Below are 17,134 nucleotides of genomic sequence, written 5' to 3' on the forward strand. Positions count from 1 at the left end.
TGGGCGAATTATGGAACAATGAATCTAATTTATTCTTATATTAGAAGGTGATGGCTCGTGATTGATGCAGACGGATACAGACCGAATGTGGGCATCATACTGATGAATGAGCGTGGACAACTTCTCTGGGCAAGACGTGTTGGGCAAAATGCATGGCAGTTCCCCCAAGGCGGTATTAAATCCGATGAGACACCTGAAGAAGCACTCTTTCGAGAACTTAAAGAAGAAGTAGGGCTTGATCCTCATCAGGTTGAAATTATAGGTAAAACCCGAGGTTGGCTGCGTTATCGTCTTCCTAAACGCATGTTAAGACACAACAGTAAACCTTTATGTATTGGGCAAAAGCAGAAGTGGTTTCTTCTGTCTATTCGTTGCCCCGATGCTTCAGTGTGCGTAGATGGAACAGAATGCCCTGAATTTGATGGTTGGCGTTGGGTAAGTTATTGGTACCCACTTGGTCAAGTTGTTGCGTTCAAAAAAGATGTTTATCGTCGAGCTTTGAAAGAGCTTATTCCGAGCGCACATCGTCGCTTGGAAAAAGTGGTAAACTCATCGAATAATCAATGTGACGGCTAATTAAGACAATAGGAGAGCTATGCTAAATTTGCTAAGGCGAATTACACAAGAAGTTACTGCGGCGGAATCTTTACCGGCGGCGTTGGATATTATTGTCCGACGTGTCCGTAGGTCTATGCGCGCAGAAGTGTGTTCGATTTACTTGGTAGATGGCTCCACATCCGAATATGTTTTGATGGCAACTCGTGGCTTAAATGCGGATGTTGCCGGAACAGTTAGTCTAAAGTCTGACGAAGGTTTGGTGAGTTTGGTCGGACGAAGAGCCGAACCTGTTAACTTAGAAGACGCTCACATTCACCCTTCGTTCCATTATTTACAAGGTACAGGAGAAGAGCGCTACCGTTCTTTTCTTGGTGTTCCTATTATTCATCATCGTCAAGTCTTGGGCGTGTTGGTTGTTCAGCATGAAGACAAACGTCGTTTTGATGAAGGGGAGGAAGCCTTTCTTATTACTCTGTCGGCTCAATTAGCAGGTGTTATTGCTCACGCTGAAGCGACAGGAGCCATTGCGAACCTTAATGCTAATACAGCGCCGAAAGGTTTCGACTTTCGTTACAAAGGCGTTCCAGGAAGCTCTGGCGTAGCGATTGGTCGTGGTGTGGTGGTTTTTCCTCCTGCTGATCTAGATGTTATTCCAGATCGACGTACTACTGATTTTGACGAAGAGATTCAAGATTTCTATCAAGCACTTGAGGCTGTAAGGCAAGACATTCGACGTGCGAGTAATCGAATCAGCCAACATCTTTCTGCAGATGAAAAAGCGCTGTTCGATGTATATTTGAAAATATTGGATGACAATTCTATTGCTGGGGAAGTTGTCAAAAAGATCAAAGAAGGTAATTGGGCGCAGGGCGCATTACGCCACGTTATTTTGGCTCATATTGGCCAGTTTAACCGTATGGATGACCCGTACTTACGGGAACGAGCTTCGGATCTTCGCGATCTTGGACGTCGCATCCTTTCTCATCTCCAAGAAAAAGCGCCGAATATTGTTGAAAGATTCAGCGAGCCATCGATTATTGTTGGTGAAGAGCTTACTGCGTCTATGTTGGGCGAAATACCAATCGACAAAATTAAAGGTCTTGTATCTGTCATGGGCTCGGGTAACTCTCATGTGGCTATTTTGGCACGTGCGATGGGTATACCGACTGTCATGGGCGCGCTTGATTTACCTTATGCTCAATTAGATAAAGTCGATCTGATTGTTGATGGTTATTTGGGAAAAATTTATACCTATCCTTCTGAAGCATTAATCGAAAATTATCAGCAAATCGTTGATGAAGAGCGTTTGTTAGAAGAAGAGTATGAGACGCTCAAAGATTTGCCTTGTGAAACACTAGACGGTTATCGTTTGGCTTTGTATGTAAATACAGGGTTAACGGCTGATGTGGCGAGATCTCTGGATCGTGGCGCAGAAGGGATTGGGCTTTACCGAACTGAAGTACCTTTCATGGTACGAGATCGTTTTCCTACTGAAGCAGAACAAGTTGTTATTTATCGTCAGCAGTTAGAAGGCTTTGCTCCAGCACCGGTAACGGTTCGAACCTTAGATATTGGTGGTGATAAGGCGTTATCTTATTTTCCAATAAACGAAGCAAACCCATTTTTAGGCTGGCGTGGTATCCGAGTAACATTGGATCATTTGGAAATTTTTATGGCGCAAATTCGAGCCATGATTAAAGCCAGTGCAGACCTACATAATTTAAAAATCATGCTTCCCATGATTTCCAATGTTGCTGAAGTGGAAGAAGCATTAGCTTTGATTCGTCGAGGCTACGCTGAAATAAAAGAAGAAGGTTATAACGTCAAAATGCCTAAAGTGGGCGTGATGATAGAAATTCCGGCCGCAGTTTATCAAGTTAAAGAATTGTCTGAATTGGTTGATTTTTTGTCTGTTGGTAGTAATGACCTGACACAGTATTTATTAGCAGTAGATCGAAATAATCCGCGTGTCGCAGATCTTTATAATTCTTTTCATCCTTCTGTTCTGCGTGCTTTATTTAGCATTGTCGACCAAGTAAGAGGCGAGGGTGTTGGCCTGAGCGTTTGTGGTGAAATGGCAGGTGATCCCATGGGCGCTATTTTATTGATGGCCATGGGGTACGATGTATTATCTATGAGCTCGACGAGCCTGCCTAAAGTGAAAGCTGTCATACGAAATATTTCCATGGCACAAGCACAATATATGTTAAACGAAGTCATGAAACTATCTCATGCAGAAGCGGTCACACAGACCATGACACGGCTTATGCGTGAAGCGAATATCGAGCGCTTGATTCGTCCTGCCAAAACAAACGAAAACTAATGTCTATTTCTGAGGTTCGCTTTTAAATTATGATTTCTTATCCAGCAGTTGATCCTATTGCTATATCTATAGGGCCGATTTCGGTGCATTGGTATGGCATCATGTATTTAATCGGTTTTGCGAGTGCCTATGTACTTGGTATGTATCGAGCGAAACGATCCAATGGTCTTTGGGCACCGGATATGGTCAGTGATGCTATTTTTTATGGTGCACTGGGCGTTATATTGGGTGGACGAATTGGTTATATTCTTTTTTATCAATTTCCTGCTTTTGTTGATAATCCTCTTGTTATGGTTCGTATTTGGGAAGGAGGAATGTCTTTCCATGGTGGTTTGCTTGGTGTTATCGCTGCCATGTATTTCTTTGCTCGCCGCTATAACAAACACCTTGTTGATGTTACTGACTTCCTTGCGCCTTTCATTCCTATTGGATTGGGTGCAGGTCGCATAGGAAATTTTATTGGTAGTGAACTATGGGGTAAACCAAGTGATGTGTCTTGGGCTATGGTTTTTCCAAATGATCCATTGCAGCTGGCTCGTCACCCTTCTCAGCTTTATCAGTTTGCTTTAGAAGGCGTTGCGCTGTTTTGTATTCTTTGGTTATTCTCGCAAAAGTCCAAACCACGCTATTGTGTTTCTGGCATGTTTTTACTTTTCTATGGACTGTTTAGAATCTTAGTTGAATTTGTAAGAGAGCCAGATGCTCAAATCGGTTACTTAGCATTTAACTGGGTGACGCAAGGGCAAGTCTTATCACTTCCTATGGTTGTTGGTGGCATTGCATTAATTATTGCTGGTTTCAAATTTAAGAAGTTTCCACAAAACTAGAATGTTGAAGTGACAACTTTGTGGCACTAAAAAGGCCAGAGACCTAGTTGGTTTTTTATTCCATAGAAGCAGTATTTGGTTATAATCTCACCATCTTATTTGCAATTCTAAAGAATGGCTATTATTTAGTTATCTTGAAAAGAGGTTATAGAATGAACAATAAGAGCTCTAGAGTTGCAAAAAACAACAGAAGATTCATATAATTGTATTGAGTTTTTCAATTTTCATAAGCAATAACGACCTTATTTCGTCAATTAAAATGCGATTTGATTGGTACGTCTACATTTCACCACGAATCAATTTTTCACAATCAATTTTCGCTATTAAATGAAACTTTAAGGTTATTAAGGGGATATTAATGAATATATGGAATTGGCTTCTAAGCAAATTAGTGAAAAAGCCTGCAACAGAATCACCTGAAGAAATTAAAAATGACGTTGTTTCTGAAAATGAAGAGCCTGTTGTAAAGTCGGAAGAGCTTGTTGTTCCAGCGACTACAGAACCAAAAACATCAAAAGAACCGACAGTTAAAGCCTCGGAAACTGAAATATTACAAGATAAAGAACCAGTCGCTCCAACTGAAGCAGAGTTACTTGAAGGCTATAAAAAAGCAATGCAATTGAAGAAGGAAGGAAAGGTTTTGGCAGCAGAAAAACTGTTGATGAAATCATGTGTTCCTGCTTCGGTATACAAAGGTCATTACAAAGAGCTATTTAAGATTTGGCGTCAATATAATCGTGACGATTTGAAGGCTAAAAAATATCGTAAAGTCTCAGATCGTGTTCAAAAAATGCTTAAGTTAGACGATGAGATGATTGCTGAGATGTTGCGCTATTGGGGAACAGAGCAAAAGAAAAATCTTCCAGAAGATTACTTTGATTCAGATCGAAACCTACTTATTAGTGATGCGAAAGCGTTAAGAGTAGCGGCAGAAGCATTGCAAGAGAATAAAAACGTAGAGCTGGCTGATAGCCTTATGGAAAAGTTCTCTAAGAAATGAATTAATCTTTACGGTTGAGAAAAGGCACCAACAAGATGACTTGTTGGTGCCTTTTTGTTTGATTTCGTAGTGTGAGCTCAAGTCTTGGGTGTGTTGTAAATAGATGATAAACCACCTTGCGAAAGGTCGAACTTTGTACAGTGTAAGCTGAGTAATGTTGTGAATTTTTTCATACAAGGCTGGGCGTAAATGACTCGCTGGCAAAACTCTTCGTATTCAAAAATATCCGTTACATTCACAATTAATACAAAATCCACTTCTCCCGTTACCTTATAGCATTGCTTTACTTCAGGCGACTGATTGACCGCTTCAATAAATAGATTGGCAATGGCAAGGTCATCTGTGGTCATTTTTACTTCTACAACCATGTTTAAACGTCGGCCAATGGCTTTCGAAGAAACAATTGCAACAACGCGTTCTATAATGCCTTCTGCTTTTAGTTTGTGCACACGCTTTAAACATGCAGGAGCTGACAAACCGACTTTGTCGGCTAATGCTAAATTCGTTTGATCCGCGTTTTGCTGCAGCTCTTTTAGAATACGAATATCTATTGGATGTAGTTTCATTAATTATATTTCTTAAAATTAAGGTATAAGAAATTATAGTTTCTCAAATCGTGAATATAAAGCATTAATTATTTTGTATCTTGCTAATCTAATTCTTCTTTAATTACATTATCATTCATAGGCAATCAGATGATTCGTTACCTTCATAGCAAAATTAACCATATTGCAGATGCTCTCTTTTATCAGTGTGAGAAAACTGCGATAGGGCGTTGGGTGTTTGACGTACTAGGTATATTTTGGAGCTTGGTAAAAATTATGGTGCCAATTTTGCTGGTAGTAAGAATCATTGAGCTATTGGGTTGGATAAGTATTTTAGGTGAATCGATTAGCCCTATTATGGTTTGGTTCGGGTTGCCGGGAGAAATGGGTTTAGTTTGGGTGACTGCTATGAGCAGTAATTTATATGCAGGGATGGCTATTTTTTATCAATTAGGTGGTGCTGAGCAACTAACGATTGCTCAGGTTAGCGTATTGTGCACCATGATGCTGGTTTCTCATGGTTTACCTATAGAAGCTGCGATCGCAAAAGCAGTAGGGTCAAAACTCAGGTTTACTTTGGTGTTGCGTATAGGTGGAGCTATGTTGTTTGGTTTTTTATTGCATCATAGCTACAGTGCGCTCGATGTACTACAAACACCCATTAATACTCTGTGGAAGCCAGATAGTCACGAATCAAATTGGGTGAGTTGGTTGGTGATGCAAGGCCAAACATTCATTGCTGCATTGATTATTATTGCTATATTAACGCTTATTATTCGCATATTAAATTATCTTGGTATTGAAAAAATTATTCATATTTTATTGTCACCTTTATTGCGTTTACTTGGAATTGGTACGAAGGCATCAAACATTGTTGTTATTGGACTTACGTTAGGCTTGTCATTTGGTGGCAGCATCTTGATTCGTGAATCCAAGACGGGCCATATTGATAACAAAGATATCTTTTTAACCATGGCATTTTTAGGTCTATCTCACAGTTTGATTGAAGATACTTTGTTAATGCTGCTTATGGGCGCGGATTTATTTACGGTTTTATGGCTAAGACTTACCTTTGGTATCATTGCTATCGCTTTGTTAGCCCGCCTTATGAATCGACTTTCGGAGAAACAATACGCTTGGTTTTATCGAAACTCAAATAGTGCTGTATCAAGGCCTAGTGAGTAGTAATAAAGATCCTAATACAAATAAAAAGCGGCAAGCTTAATCTTAGATTTCAAGAATAGCTCGCCGCTTTGGGTTTTATTTATTTCTGTTTAAGTTGTTACTACACCGAAAAAGGGTAAGAAATGGCTTCATGGAATTGATAATCCTCGACTTCGAAATCGTCCATTGTGACCCAAGTTTCGATGTCTTTTAGCGTTTTTATTTCAGGGTTTATTTTGAGTTTAGGCAGAGGGTAGGGCTCACGCTTAAGTTGAACGTCACGCATCAGTTCTAGTTGGTCTTCGTAAATGTGAGCATTTACTATCTTATGGAAAGCTTGACCCGGTTTCTTTCCTGTAATTTGCGCAACGATAGCAAGTAGTACGTAAACTTGAACCATGTTGAAGTTTAGTCCTAAGGGGACGTCACAGCTTCGCTGGGTGCTATTAAGGTAAAGCGTATTGCCAAGCAATGAGAAGTGATGGCTGTACATGCAAGGGCGTAAGCACGCCATGTGGAAAGCTCCTGGGTGATAATATGTGAGGATTTCCCCACGGTTATCCACACCACGGGTTAAATCGTCGATGATTTGCTTTAATAAATCGATTTTTCCACTGTTGTCTGCGGTTGGAAAGTTACGACCAAGAGCGCCATAACAAAGACCCATATCGTCTTTGCCTTTACGAAACGAGTTGTTTAGCCAAACATCGTTTAAGTTGGCGTTGGCATCCCATGTTTTTGTACCCAGTGCACGAAAATCCGCCGCGTTATCATAACCTCTTAAATAACCAATGATTTCAGCAATAGCAGATTTAAAGTAACTTTTACGTGTCGTTACAAGAGGGAATTCACCTTTACCGACATCGTAAGTAAGATCAGCATTGATAACCGTTAAGCAGCGCTTACCTGTGCGTTCGTTTTCTACCCATTCGCCTTCATTGACGATGCGATGGCATAAGTCTAAATATTGTTTCATGTGATGCCTTTTCTGAGTGCGAATGTAGAAGATCGAGCAAATGCAATCTGACTCGCGATAGGTATAATAAAATGATTCCAACTATACCAGAATTGAAACTCGAAATAAGGCCTTTATATGCTGTCACTTATTGTCGCTATGTCTACTAACCGAACTATCGGTATCAATAACTCGTTGCCTTGGCACTTGCCGAATGATTTAAAATATTTCAAGCAAGCGACCATGGGGAAGCCTATTGTGATGGGGCGCAAAACATTTGAGTCCATTGGTAAACCATTACCTGGTCGTCGTAATATTGTGATCAGCCGAGACGCCTCTTATCAAGCAGAAGGTATTGATGTGGTGACATCGCTAGAGGACGCTATTTCACTTGGCGAAGATATTTGTCTGGTGAATGGTCAAGAAGAAGTCATGGTCATTGGCGGCGCACAAATTTATGAATTAGCACTTGAGCGAGCGGATCGTTTGTATATTACCCATGTAGATGCAGATGTAAAAGGCGATGCATTTTTTCCAGAAGTGGATTGGCCGTCGTTTACATTAATGGGTGAAGAGGCTTTTGCTGCGGAAGGGCCGAATCCTTACGATTACCGTTTTTCCGTCTATCAAAGAACCAGTGCCGAGTAGCATTGTTAAAGTAGTATGGAAATCGAAAGGGTAATTTTTTATAAAAAAATTAATAACGCCATATAATGTATGGCGTTATTAACAAGGTCTTTTCTAGTTCACAACGATTTTCTGTTGCTTAGCTTGACCTTCTTCTACGGCTTGGTTTGCACTGAGTGCTAACTCTTCGATGGATTCACCGTCTTCTGGGAATGTGGCGATGCCAATACAGAAATCGACTGAATCAGAATTGCCTTCTTTCAGCAATTTTTGTTCATCGTTTGTTGGGTTAATAATGTGGTTAAGCAGTGTTTTGGCATCTCTTACGCTAGTGTTGGGTAACAGTAAAAGCAATTTATCGTCTTCTACTCTAGCTAATACATCAGCTTCTCGAATTTTTTTATAAATGTATCTGGCCGAAGTTTGAATCGCAATATTGCGTTCTTCCATGGGTAATGCCAAGAGTCGACTGTTCGCATCAAGATGTATTTTTGCCATTGTCAGTGGTGTGTATTGGCGTTTTGCCAGTCCCAATTGTTTTTTGAAGTGAGTAAGAGCCGCGCCTCTGGTTAATAATCCAGTGAGTTCGTCAAAGGTTGCTTGGTTTCTAAGGTGTTCTTCAAGCGCTTTCTGATGGCTAATATCAACAACAAAACCAATGATTTTTTTGATGTGGCCATCTGCATTTTTAGTGTAAGTTCTACCTCGTTCTTTTACCCATAGATAAGTCAGGTCGTCCTTTCGTATGCGGTATTCAACTTCATAATAGTCTTGATTGTGGGTAACGTGTTCGTTGACAAGTGTGTCTAGTTTTTTCACATCATCAGGGTGTACGCGAGCATGCCACTCAGGTGTGGATCGTGGTGTTTGTTCTGGCGAGCAGCCTAACAATATGGCAATGGATTTAGAGCAAGATACGAGATCAGAGTCTGTTTCCCAAATCCAAAGACCTGCAGACGATTCAGTCAAAGCAAATTTGAGTAATGTATTTTCAGCGGCAGAAAGATCCATATGGTCTGTTTCGTAAACACAAGCCAGTACAGATTCCCCAAGATGCTGTAACTCTAATTGCATATTAATGAGCTTATCACCAACACGGATCAAGCTTTCGCAGCGGTCAATTTTTCCTGTTCTAATAGTCTCATTGAGGACTTGCCAATTGGCTGATGTCGCGGCATCTTCACAAAGTGTGTCCCAAGTCGTCGCTGGTGTCGCATTAAATTTTTCAAAAAACGCTTCAAAGTTACGATTGTATGACAGTAGTTTTCCTGTGCTACTTTCTATTATAAAAGCAGGCGTTGGCATGCGTTTAAAAGCCAATTTAAAAGGTGTGTTCATGACGCTCTCCTTATAATAGTGTGTTGATTATTCCGGTGTAATCCAGGTAGCTTGGTAACTCATTTCATCATCTTCTGCCAAAATTTTGCTAAGAGCAGGTAGAAATTCTTTGGCTTCTTTTTCTAAAGTCCAAGGTGGATTGACGATAATCATACCGCTTCCTGCCATGCCTCGTTCTTGCTCTGTGTTTCGAATACAAAGTTCAAGTAATAACACACTTCGAATATTAGTCGCTTTTACATCGCGTATTAAGTCATTTGCTTGTAGACGGTTTAATACTGGATACCAGATAGCATAAGTACCTTGAGGAAAGCGCTTATATCCGTCTTCCAATGCACGTACAACATACTGGTAGTCTTTTTTAACCTCGTATGGAGGATCCATTAAGACAAAACCGCGTTTTTGTGGTGGAGGTAACATGGCTTTAACAGCAGCAAATCCATCACTCTTTGAAACATTGGCTTTGCGTTTATTCGGGAATAACGCCGCTAGTGTTGGATAGTCATTTGGATGCAATTCGCATAAGTGTAACTTGTCTTTCTGGCGCACATAGTAATCTACAATTTTTGGGCTGCCGGGGTAATACTCTAAATCATCGCTAGTGTTCATTTCTCTGACGATATCTAACAAAGCATCAACGGGTTCAGGTAAGTTTTTTTCTGTTAGTAAGCGAGCAATGCCTGAGTGAAACTCTTTGTTTTTTTGTGCTTGCTCAGAACTCAGTGAGTATTGGCCGATACCTGCATGTGTGTCCAAATAAAAAAAAGGCGCGTCTTTTTTGACGAAGTGACGGCATATTTGACTGACGACAAGATGTTTCAAAATGTCGGCATGATTACCTGCATGATAGATATGGCGGTAGCTAAGCATAAATACTCTAAAGGGTGTGGTTTAAAAAAACATGGCTATGAAATACAGTATCCCATAGCCATTTTATATTATTAATTTGGTTACATGATCAATCATGTAACCAAATGACGTTACTTAGAGCTAGATAACTAATCTTCTAGTAAATCTAAGTTTCGTATAGCGCCTTTGTCGGCACTGGTCGCAAAATGCGCATAGACTTTTAGTGCTGGTGTGACTTTACGGGGGCGATATTCCACAGGTTTCCACGCTGTTTTTCCTTTTGCGTCCATTGCCGCTCGACGAGTGGCAAGTTCTTCATCAGAAAGTAGAACATTGATGGTACGATTTGGAATGTCGATACGGATAATGTCACCATTTTCAACGAGGCCAATGGCTCCACCTGATGCCGCTTCTGGAGAAACGTGGCCAATTGATAGACCAGATGTGCCGCCAGAGAAACGACCGTCAGTTAACAGTGCACAGGCTTTGCCCAATCCTTTGGATTTGATGTAAGACGTTGGGTAAAGCATTTCTTGCATTCCCGGCCCGCCTTTAGGGCCTTCGTAGCGGACAATAACGACGTCGCCGGCTTTAACTTTATCATCCAAGATGTTTTTAACCGCTTCATCTTGTGACTCAGTGATATGAGCTGGACCTTCGAAGACCAAGCAGGATTCGTCTACGCCAGCACTTTTAACCACGCAGCCATCTAAAGCAATGTTGCCATAAAGTATCGCTAGACCACCTTCTAGTGAGAAAGCGTGCTCTAGAGAACGAATACAGCCGTTCTCACGATCTCCGTCTAGTGTTGGCCAGCGAGTCGCTTGGCTGAACGCAGTTTGTGTTGGAATACCAGCAGGGCCAGCTTTGTAGAATTGCATTACTTCTGGCGTAGGTGAACGCATGATGTCCCACGTTTTTAATGCTTCTTCCATGGTTTTAGAATGCACCGTGTGTACTTGATTGTGCAATAAACCGGCACGATCAAGCTCACCTAATAATGCGAAAATGCCGCCCGCTCTATGAACGTCTTCAACATGATACAGCGGCGAATTTGGGGCTACTTTACAGAGTTGAGGAATGTTACGTGATAAACGGTCGATGTCTTTCATAGTGAAATCAACACCAGCTTCGTTCGCCAAGGCCAATAAATGCAGAATGGTATTAGATGATCCGCCCATGGCAATATCAAGCGTCATAGCGTTTTCAAAGGCTTCAAATGATGCAATGGCTCTTGGTGCCCAATGCGCTTCATCTTGCTCGTAAAAGCGTTTTGTAATATCAACAATTCTGTGTCCTGCTTCTTCAAACAAACTGCGACGGTCAGCATGTGTTGCCAACATTGTGCCGTTGCCTGGCAAACTCAAACCGAGCGCTTCCGTTAAGCAGTTCATGGAGTTTGCTGTAAACATACCAGAACAAGAGCCACAGGTCGGGCATGCAGAACGTTCGTATTCAGCAACTTTTTCATCACTCGCGCTATCATCAACAGCGATTACCATAGCATCAACAAGATCAAGCTTATGCTCTGATAGTTTTGTTTTGCCGGCTTCCATTGGTCCACCAGAAACAAAAATAACAGGAATGTTCAGACGCATAGCGGCCATTAGCATTCCTGGAGTGATTTTGTCGCAATTTGAGATACAAACTAACGCATCAGCGCAGTGTGCGTTCACCATGTATTCAACAGAGTCAGCAATCAAATCACGTGACGGAAGGCTATATAGCATGCCGTCATGACCCATTGCGATACCGTCATCAACAGCAATAGTATTAAATTCTTTGGCAACGCCACCGGCCTTTTCTATTTCACGAGCAACAAGTTGTCCCATATCTTTAAGGTGGACATGACCTGGTACAAATTGAGTGAAAGAGTTCGCGACGGCAATAATTGGTTTTTGAAAATCGTCGTCTTTCATTCCTGTTGCGCGCCATAGAGCACGAGCACCTGCCATATTACGGCCTGAGGTGGTTGTTTTGGAGCGATATACTGGCATTTTTTTCCCCACAGATAGATATTTTATATTTATATAGTTACTTATATTACCAAGTTTATTGTCTGTGCCCAATGGCAATTTTAAGACAATATTGAGACACTGTAGAAATAGGATGATTACACTTTTTCTTGAGACGAAAATTATATGACAGACAATGTATTGTTAGATTACTCAAATGTTGCGCTAGCACGGCAGCCAATTGTAGACAGTCGCCTTACAGTCATGGGTTATGAGCTTCTATATAGAAAGCGTGCAACATCGATTGAAGCGGATGTAATGGATGACGTCAGTGCAACTGCTCAAGTTATTTCTGCCAGTATTTTTGAAATAGGTATGGAAAATATTGTCGGATCAAATAAAGCCTTTATTAACTTTCCTAGAGCTTGTTTATTGAGTCCTAGTGGCATACCGATCAATAAAGATAATGTCGTGGTCGAAGTGTTAGAGAATGCAGGGTTTGATGCTGTTTTATTGTCTTCTTTACGACGTTGGTCCAAGGAAGGCTGTTCTATCGCTTTAGATGATTTTGTCTTTGAGAGTAAATTAACGCCTTTTGTTGAGTTGGCAGATTACATAAAATTAGATGTTTTAGCCTTGGGTCATGATGGTATCCACAAGCAAGTTGAAGCGCTTAGAGGGTTTGACGTCAAAATCATTGCTGAAAAGGTGGAAACTTGGGAGGACTATCAGTTCTGTCGTTTACTTGGCATAGAATACTTTCAAGGTTACTTTTTTGAAAAACCTGAAATGATTACAAGCAAAGCCTCTAAAGTGAACAGCATGACGTTGTTACAGCTCATGTCTTCGTTATTAAATACATCAAGTGATATCGCTGAATTAGAGCAAATCGTTAGTCAAGATGCTGGGTTAGTGCATAAGTTGCTGCGTTATTTAAACTCTCCTATGACAGGGTTGGTTGCTTCTGTCGATTCTGTTCGTTTAGCCATAATGTTAATTGGTGTCAATCAACTAAAGTCATTAACAAATCTACTACTAATGTCGGAAATGGTAGGAGACAGAGGTGTATTGCTTGAGCAGATTATGGTTCGAGCCAAGCACGCTGAGCTGTTTGCTGAAAGCCGGGGTTATGATAATCAAGATAAATACTTTCTTGCGGGTATGTTATCTATGATAGATGTCTGTACCGGAATCAAGTTAGAGACTGTTCTTGGCGAATTGCCTTTACCTAGCGAATTTATTAACGCAATTATTCACCGATCTGGTCGAGTTGGTGATGCTTTGAATCTAGTTGAGTGTTATAGCAATGGCGGTACTATTCAAAATCAACAAGATTTCGATGGTTTGAAGGTAACATATTTTGCCGCTGTTAAATGGGTTGATGAGTTTCTTGTTGCTGTGTGACTTATAGTTTTATTTCTGAATTAAAATCATTCGTAATCCCTTTCCTACATGGCTGTAGGTGTTTTCTTTTTTTCATGTAAATTAAAGCAACATCGCAATCAATTAAAATTTAACCTATTGATATATATGATTAAAATAGATTTCCTCCTTTTTTTCTTGTGCTTGATTGTAAGTTCGAACCTGTTAAATTGTGTAAATTCAAATGGACTTCAAGAATGAAGATGAGCATATGGAATGCATAATAACACCTAGAATAGTGTTTAAAGAGCGAACTGGATGTTCGAGAGCAATGGAAAGCTAAAATGGATCATTTGGATTCTTCATGGAAGAAAAAAACAGTGATGTTTTACTTATAGGATGAGTAGCTGAAAGGGATTTAAGCAAAATGTAGGTGGCCTTTGGTCACCTTTTTTTGTTTATAAATATATTCCACACATAAAAAAAGCGACATGTAAGTCGCTTTTTTTGTGAGAAGCGGTAATTAGCGTTCTAGATGCTCTAATTTATCTTCTACGCCATCCCATTGTGCTGCATCAGGAAGTGCGTCTTTTTTCTCAGCTATATTTGGCCAAATCATAGCAAGGTCTTTATTTAATTCTACGAACACTTCTTGATCTTCAGGCAGTTCGTCTTCAGAGAAAATAGCATTTGCTGGGCACTCAGGTTCACATAAGGCGCAATCAATACACTCGTCAGGGTTAATTGCTAAAAAATTCGGGCCTTCGTAGAAACAGTCAACAGGACAAACTTCTACGCAGTCTGTGTATTTGCAACGAATGCAGTTATCGGTAACGATGAAAGCCATTCGACTTCTCCTTACAAGCTATAAAAATGATTGCGCACTATTTTAGAGGTATAGACCATTTGTCAGCAAGCAACAATCGTAAATACTCTACATTTATCTGATATTAGCTTATACCAACTTATAATTGAGACTTTAGCTTATAGAGGGCATTCATCGCCTCTAAAGGCGTCATATTGTCTAAATCCAGTTCGGTTATAGCTGTTTTCAATGTACTTTGTTCTACCTGAGCAAATAGATCCGCTTGCATTGGGTGGTACGCTAAACTGTTTTCTTCTATTTTTTTCGCTGATGGTTTTGCCGCAATACTGTTGTCAGAAATATTAATCGGTGCATCAATACCTGTTACGACTTCTAACTCTTTGAGCTTTAGTTTCGCATGACTGATCACGCCTCTAGGAACACCGGCTAACTGGGCTACTTGCAGTCCATAAGATTGACTCGCTGGCCCCTCGTGAACCTTATGAAGAAAGACAATGTCGTCTTCATATTCTGTTGCGGTTAAATGAACGTTTGCGGCGTTTTCTAATTGATCAGCAAGCGTAGTTAACTCGAAATAGTGTGTGGCAAAAAGGACATAGCATTTCAGTTCTTTTGCTAAATAATCAACCGCCGCCCAGGCTAAAGACAATCCGTCGAAAGTACTGGTGCCGCGTCCGACTTCATCCATTAACACTAAGCTGTTTTTACTGGCGTTATTTAAAATGTTGGCGGTTTCTGTCATCTCGACCATGAAGGTTGAACGTCCACCGGCAAGGTCATCGGATGATCCCATACGAGTGAAAATACGATCGACCACCGAAATAGAGGTGGATTCAGCTGGTACAAAACAGCCCGTATGAGCCAATAAAGTAATCAAGGCTATTTGACGCATGTAAGTGGACTTACCACCCATATTTGGACCTGTAATCATCAACAGCGAACGTTTTTCATTGAGTTCAAGGTCATTGGGTACAAAAGCTTCAGAGATAACCGCCTCAACCACAGGATGGCGACCACCAGTGATTTGAATACCACCATTATTGTGAAGAGTTGGGCAGGTTAAATTCAAGGCATCTGCACGCTCAGCAAAGTTATTGAGTATGTCGAGCTGAGCAAGCGCTTGGCTGGTGGTTTGTAACTCGCTTAATGTCTGGTTCAGCAAATCCAATAAGGCTTCATAGAGTTCTTTCTCTCTTGCCAGCGATTTAGATTTCGCGCTTAACGCTCTGTCTTCAAAGGTTTTCAATTCAGGCGTAATAAAGCGTTCAGCGTTTTTCAATGTTTGGCGACGAATGTACTCTACTGGTGCTTGGTCTGAATGCAGTCTGCTAATCTCAATGTAATAACCGTGGACGCGGTTGAAACCTACTTTTAGTGAGCTGATACCTGTGCGTTCTTTTTCACTGCGTTCCATTTCAGCAAGGTAATCGGATGCGTTAGTCGATAAGGACAGTAACTCGTCAAGTTCGTCATCGTATCCTTTGGTAAAAACACCGCCGTCACGAACCACGGAAGGTGGGTTTTCGACCAAAGCTTTTATCAAAGTGGCCGTTATTTCTGGCTGAGCAATAATGCGCTGATTAAGTTGAGATAAACGCTCTGACTTTGAATTTGTGAGTAATTCATTAATGTCAGGTACGGCTTCTAGTGCAAGTCGCAGACGTAATAAATCTCTTGGACGTGCAGAACGTAAAGCAACTCGTGACAATATGCGTTCTAAGTCTCCGACTTTTTTCAAAGGCGTTGTAAAGTTGTAATAGGTTTGGTTTTCTTTTAGCGCAGCAACGGCTTGTTGGCGAGATTGAATTTCATTGAGGTCACGAATCGGCGTATGCAACCAACGTTTTAATAAACGGCTGCCCATTGGTGTTGCGCATTCATCTAATACTTCAACAAGTGTATTAGTTGTGCCTCCCGTTAAATTGACATCAATTTCTAGATTGCGTCGAGTGGCACCATCAATTAATACCGAGTCGTCTTTGTGTTCAACCATAATAGATTGAATATGAGGTAATGCTGAACGTTGAGTATCTTTCGCGTATTGCAGTAACGCGCCAGCCGAAGCAATTGCAGAGGTTAACGGTTCACAACCAAAACCGGATAAATCCTTAGTATTAAACTGTTGGATTAATTGGCGGTAGCTGGACTCATAGTCGAAATGCCAAGGTCCAAGTTCGGAAACGCCTTTTTCTAATTTTAATAGATCTCGTGCTGGGAAATCTTCAGAAATCAGAATTTCCATAGGAGACAAACGTTGTAATTCACTAGACAACGCTTCGTGACCGTCTACTTCAAATAAACAAAAACGGCCGCTGGCCATGTCTAGATAAGAGAATCCAAACACATCTAAGCCTTTACGTGTCTGGTGGGCAAGCGAGAGTAAAAGGTTCTCACGTTTTTCTTCTAGGAAGGCTTCATCACTGATGGTGCCAGGTGTCACAATTCGAGCTATTTTTCTTTCTACAGGGCCTTTGCTTGTGGCTGGATCTCCCGTTTGTTCTGCAATCACAACAGACTCGCCCATGCGAACTAAGCGTGCTATGTAGTTCTCTGCAGCGTGATAAGGGATGCCTGCCATTGGAATAGGCTTTCCGCCAGAATGTCCGCGAGATGTGAGGGTGATATCAAGTAATTGAGAGGCACGTTTTGCATCATCATAGAAAATTTCGTAAAAATCGCCCATACGATAAAATAGCAGTTGGTTTGGATGCTCAGATTTGAGGCCGAAGTATTGGCGCATCATAGGCGTGTGATTATCTGCTGATGTCTTACTCATTGTACTGCTCGATTGTGATCTGAAAAATA

At 41.0% G+C, this 17,134-nt stretch carries 14 protein-coding genes; 7 read left to right on the top strand and 7 right to left on the bottom strand.

The features are described from left to right. Positions 1 to 57 precede the first annotated feature (57 nt). The 4 genes from MUS1_RS11515 (at position 58) to MUS1_RS11530 (ending at position 4,708) form a co-directional block, all read left to right on the top strand. Positions 58 to 576 carry an RNA pyrophosphohydrolase gene (locus tag MUS1_RS11515; RefSeq protein WP_036162704.1) on the top strand — a complete coding sequence of 173 codons (519 nt, stop codon included), beginning with the start codon at positions 58 to 60 and terminating at the stop codon, positions 574 to 576. A 19-nt stretch (positions 577 to 595) separates the two neighbouring features. Continuing rightward, positions 596 to 2,881 carry a phosphoenolpyruvate--protein phosphotransferase gene (ptsP, locus tag MUS1_RS11520; RefSeq protein WP_036162706.1) on the top strand — a complete coding sequence of 762 codons (2,286 nt, stop codon included), beginning with the start codon at positions 596 to 598 and terminating at the stop codon, positions 2,879 to 2,881. A 29-nt stretch (positions 2,882 to 2,910) separates the two neighbouring features. Continuing rightward, entirely contained in the window at positions 2,911 to 3,708 is a 798-nt protein-coding gene (lgt, locus tag MUS1_RS11525) for a prolipoprotein diacylglyceryl transferase (protein WP_036162707.1), read from the top strand. Between the two features lie 358 nt (positions 3,709 to 4,066). Next, positions 4,067 to 4,708 carry a hypothetical protein gene (locus tag MUS1_RS11530; RefSeq protein ID WP_051436231.1) on the top strand — a complete coding sequence of 214 codons (642 nt, stop codon included), beginning with the start codon at positions 4,067 to 4,069 and terminating at the stop codon, positions 4,706 to 4,708. 77 nt (positions 4,709 to 4,785) lie between these two features. Here the strand turns inward: MUS1_RS11530 and MUS1_RS11535 are convergent, their stop codons facing one another. Then, entirely contained in the window at positions 4,786 to 5,274 is a 489-nt protein-coding gene (locus tag MUS1_RS11535) for an Lrp/AsnC family transcriptional regulator (protein WP_036162709.1), read from the bottom strand. Between the two features lie 129 nt (positions 5,275 to 5,403). Between MUS1_RS11535 and MUS1_RS11540 the strand changes: the two genes are divergently transcribed. Beyond that, positions 5,404 to 6,438 carry a nucleoside recognition domain-containing protein gene (locus tag MUS1_RS11540; RefSeq protein ID WP_156924887.1) on the top strand — a complete coding sequence of 345 codons (1,035 nt, stop codon included), beginning with the start codon at positions 5,404 to 5,406 and terminating at the stop codon, positions 6,436 to 6,438. Positions 6,439 to 6,538: 100 nt separating this feature from the next. Here MUS1_RS11540 and MUS1_RS11545 read toward each other — a convergent pair whose 3' ends face one another. After that, positions 6,539 to 7,393: a thymidylate synthase gene (locus MUS1_RS11545; protein ID WP_036162711.1), complete on the bottom strand. Its 855-nt coding sequence runs from the start codon at positions 7,391 to 7,393 to the stop codon at positions 6,539 to 6,541. Positions 7,394 to 7,510: 117 nt separating this feature from the next. Here MUS1_RS11545 and MUS1_RS11550 point away from each other — a divergent pair, with 117 nt between their 5' ends. Continuing rightward, a complete protein-coding gene (locus MUS1_RS11550) occupies positions 7,511 to 8,020 on the top strand; it encodes a dihydrofolate reductase (protein ID WP_036162712.1) in 510 nt (169 codons plus the stop codon). 93 nt (positions 8,021 to 8,113) lie between these two features. Here MUS1_RS11550 and MUS1_RS11555 read toward each other — a convergent pair whose 3' ends face one another. The 3 genes from MUS1_RS11555 to ilvD form a co-directional block, all read right to left on the bottom strand. Continuing rightward, positions 8,114 to 9,337 (bottom strand): sensor domain-containing diguanylate cyclase, encoded by a 1,224-nt coding sequence (locus MUS1_RS11555; RefSeq protein WP_036162714.1) that lies wholly within the window; start codon positions 9,335 to 9,337, stop codon positions 8,114 to 8,116. Positions 9,338 to 9,364: 27 nt separating this feature from the next. Next, positions 9,365 to 10,207, bottom strand: coding sequence for a 23S rRNA (adenine(2030)-N(6))-methyltransferase RlmJ (locus MUS1_RS11560; protein ID WP_036162716.1), 843 nt, complete (start codon positions 10,205 to 10,207; stop codon positions 9,365 to 9,367). A 128-nt stretch (positions 10,208 to 10,335) separates the two neighbouring features. After that, positions 10,336 to 12,183, bottom strand: a complete 1,848-nt coding sequence (gene ilvD / locus MUS1_RS11565) for a dihydroxy-acid dehydratase (protein WP_036162718.1) — start codon at positions 12,181 to 12,183, stop codon at positions 10,336 to 10,338. Between the two features lie 144 nt (positions 12,184 to 12,327). On the opposite strand from ilvD, the gene MUS1_RS11570 reads away from it, so the two are divergent. Then, positions 12,328 to 13,545 carry an EAL and HDOD domain-containing protein gene (locus MUS1_RS11570; RefSeq protein ID WP_036162721.1) on the top strand — a complete coding sequence of 406 codons (1,218 nt, stop codon included), beginning with the start codon at positions 12,328 to 12,330 and terminating at the stop codon, positions 13,543 to 13,545. Between the two features lie 481 nt (positions 13,546 to 14,026). Here the strand turns inward: MUS1_RS11570 and fdxA are convergent, their stop codons facing one another. Together fdxA and mutS are read right to left on the bottom strand one after the other, a co-directional pair. Further along, complete coding sequence (gene fdxA, locus MUS1_RS11575; protein WP_036162723.1) at positions 14,027 to 14,350, bottom strand: ferredoxin FdxA; 324 nt, start codon at positions 14,348 to 14,350, stop codon at positions 14,027 to 14,029. A 118-nt stretch (positions 14,351 to 14,468) separates the two neighbouring features. Further along, entirely contained in the window at positions 14,469 to 17,105 is a 2,637-nt protein-coding gene (gene mutS / locus MUS1_RS11580; protein WP_036162725.1) for a DNA mismatch repair protein MutS, read from the bottom strand. Between the last annotated feature and the right edge of the window lie 29 nt (positions 17,106 to 17,134).

The organism is Marinomonas ushuaiensis DSM 15871, assembly GCF_000521805.1.
GTDB classification, from domain to species: Bacteria; Pseudomonadota; Gammaproteobacteria; order Pseudomonadales; family Marinomonadaceae; genus Marinomonas; species Marinomonas ushuaiensis.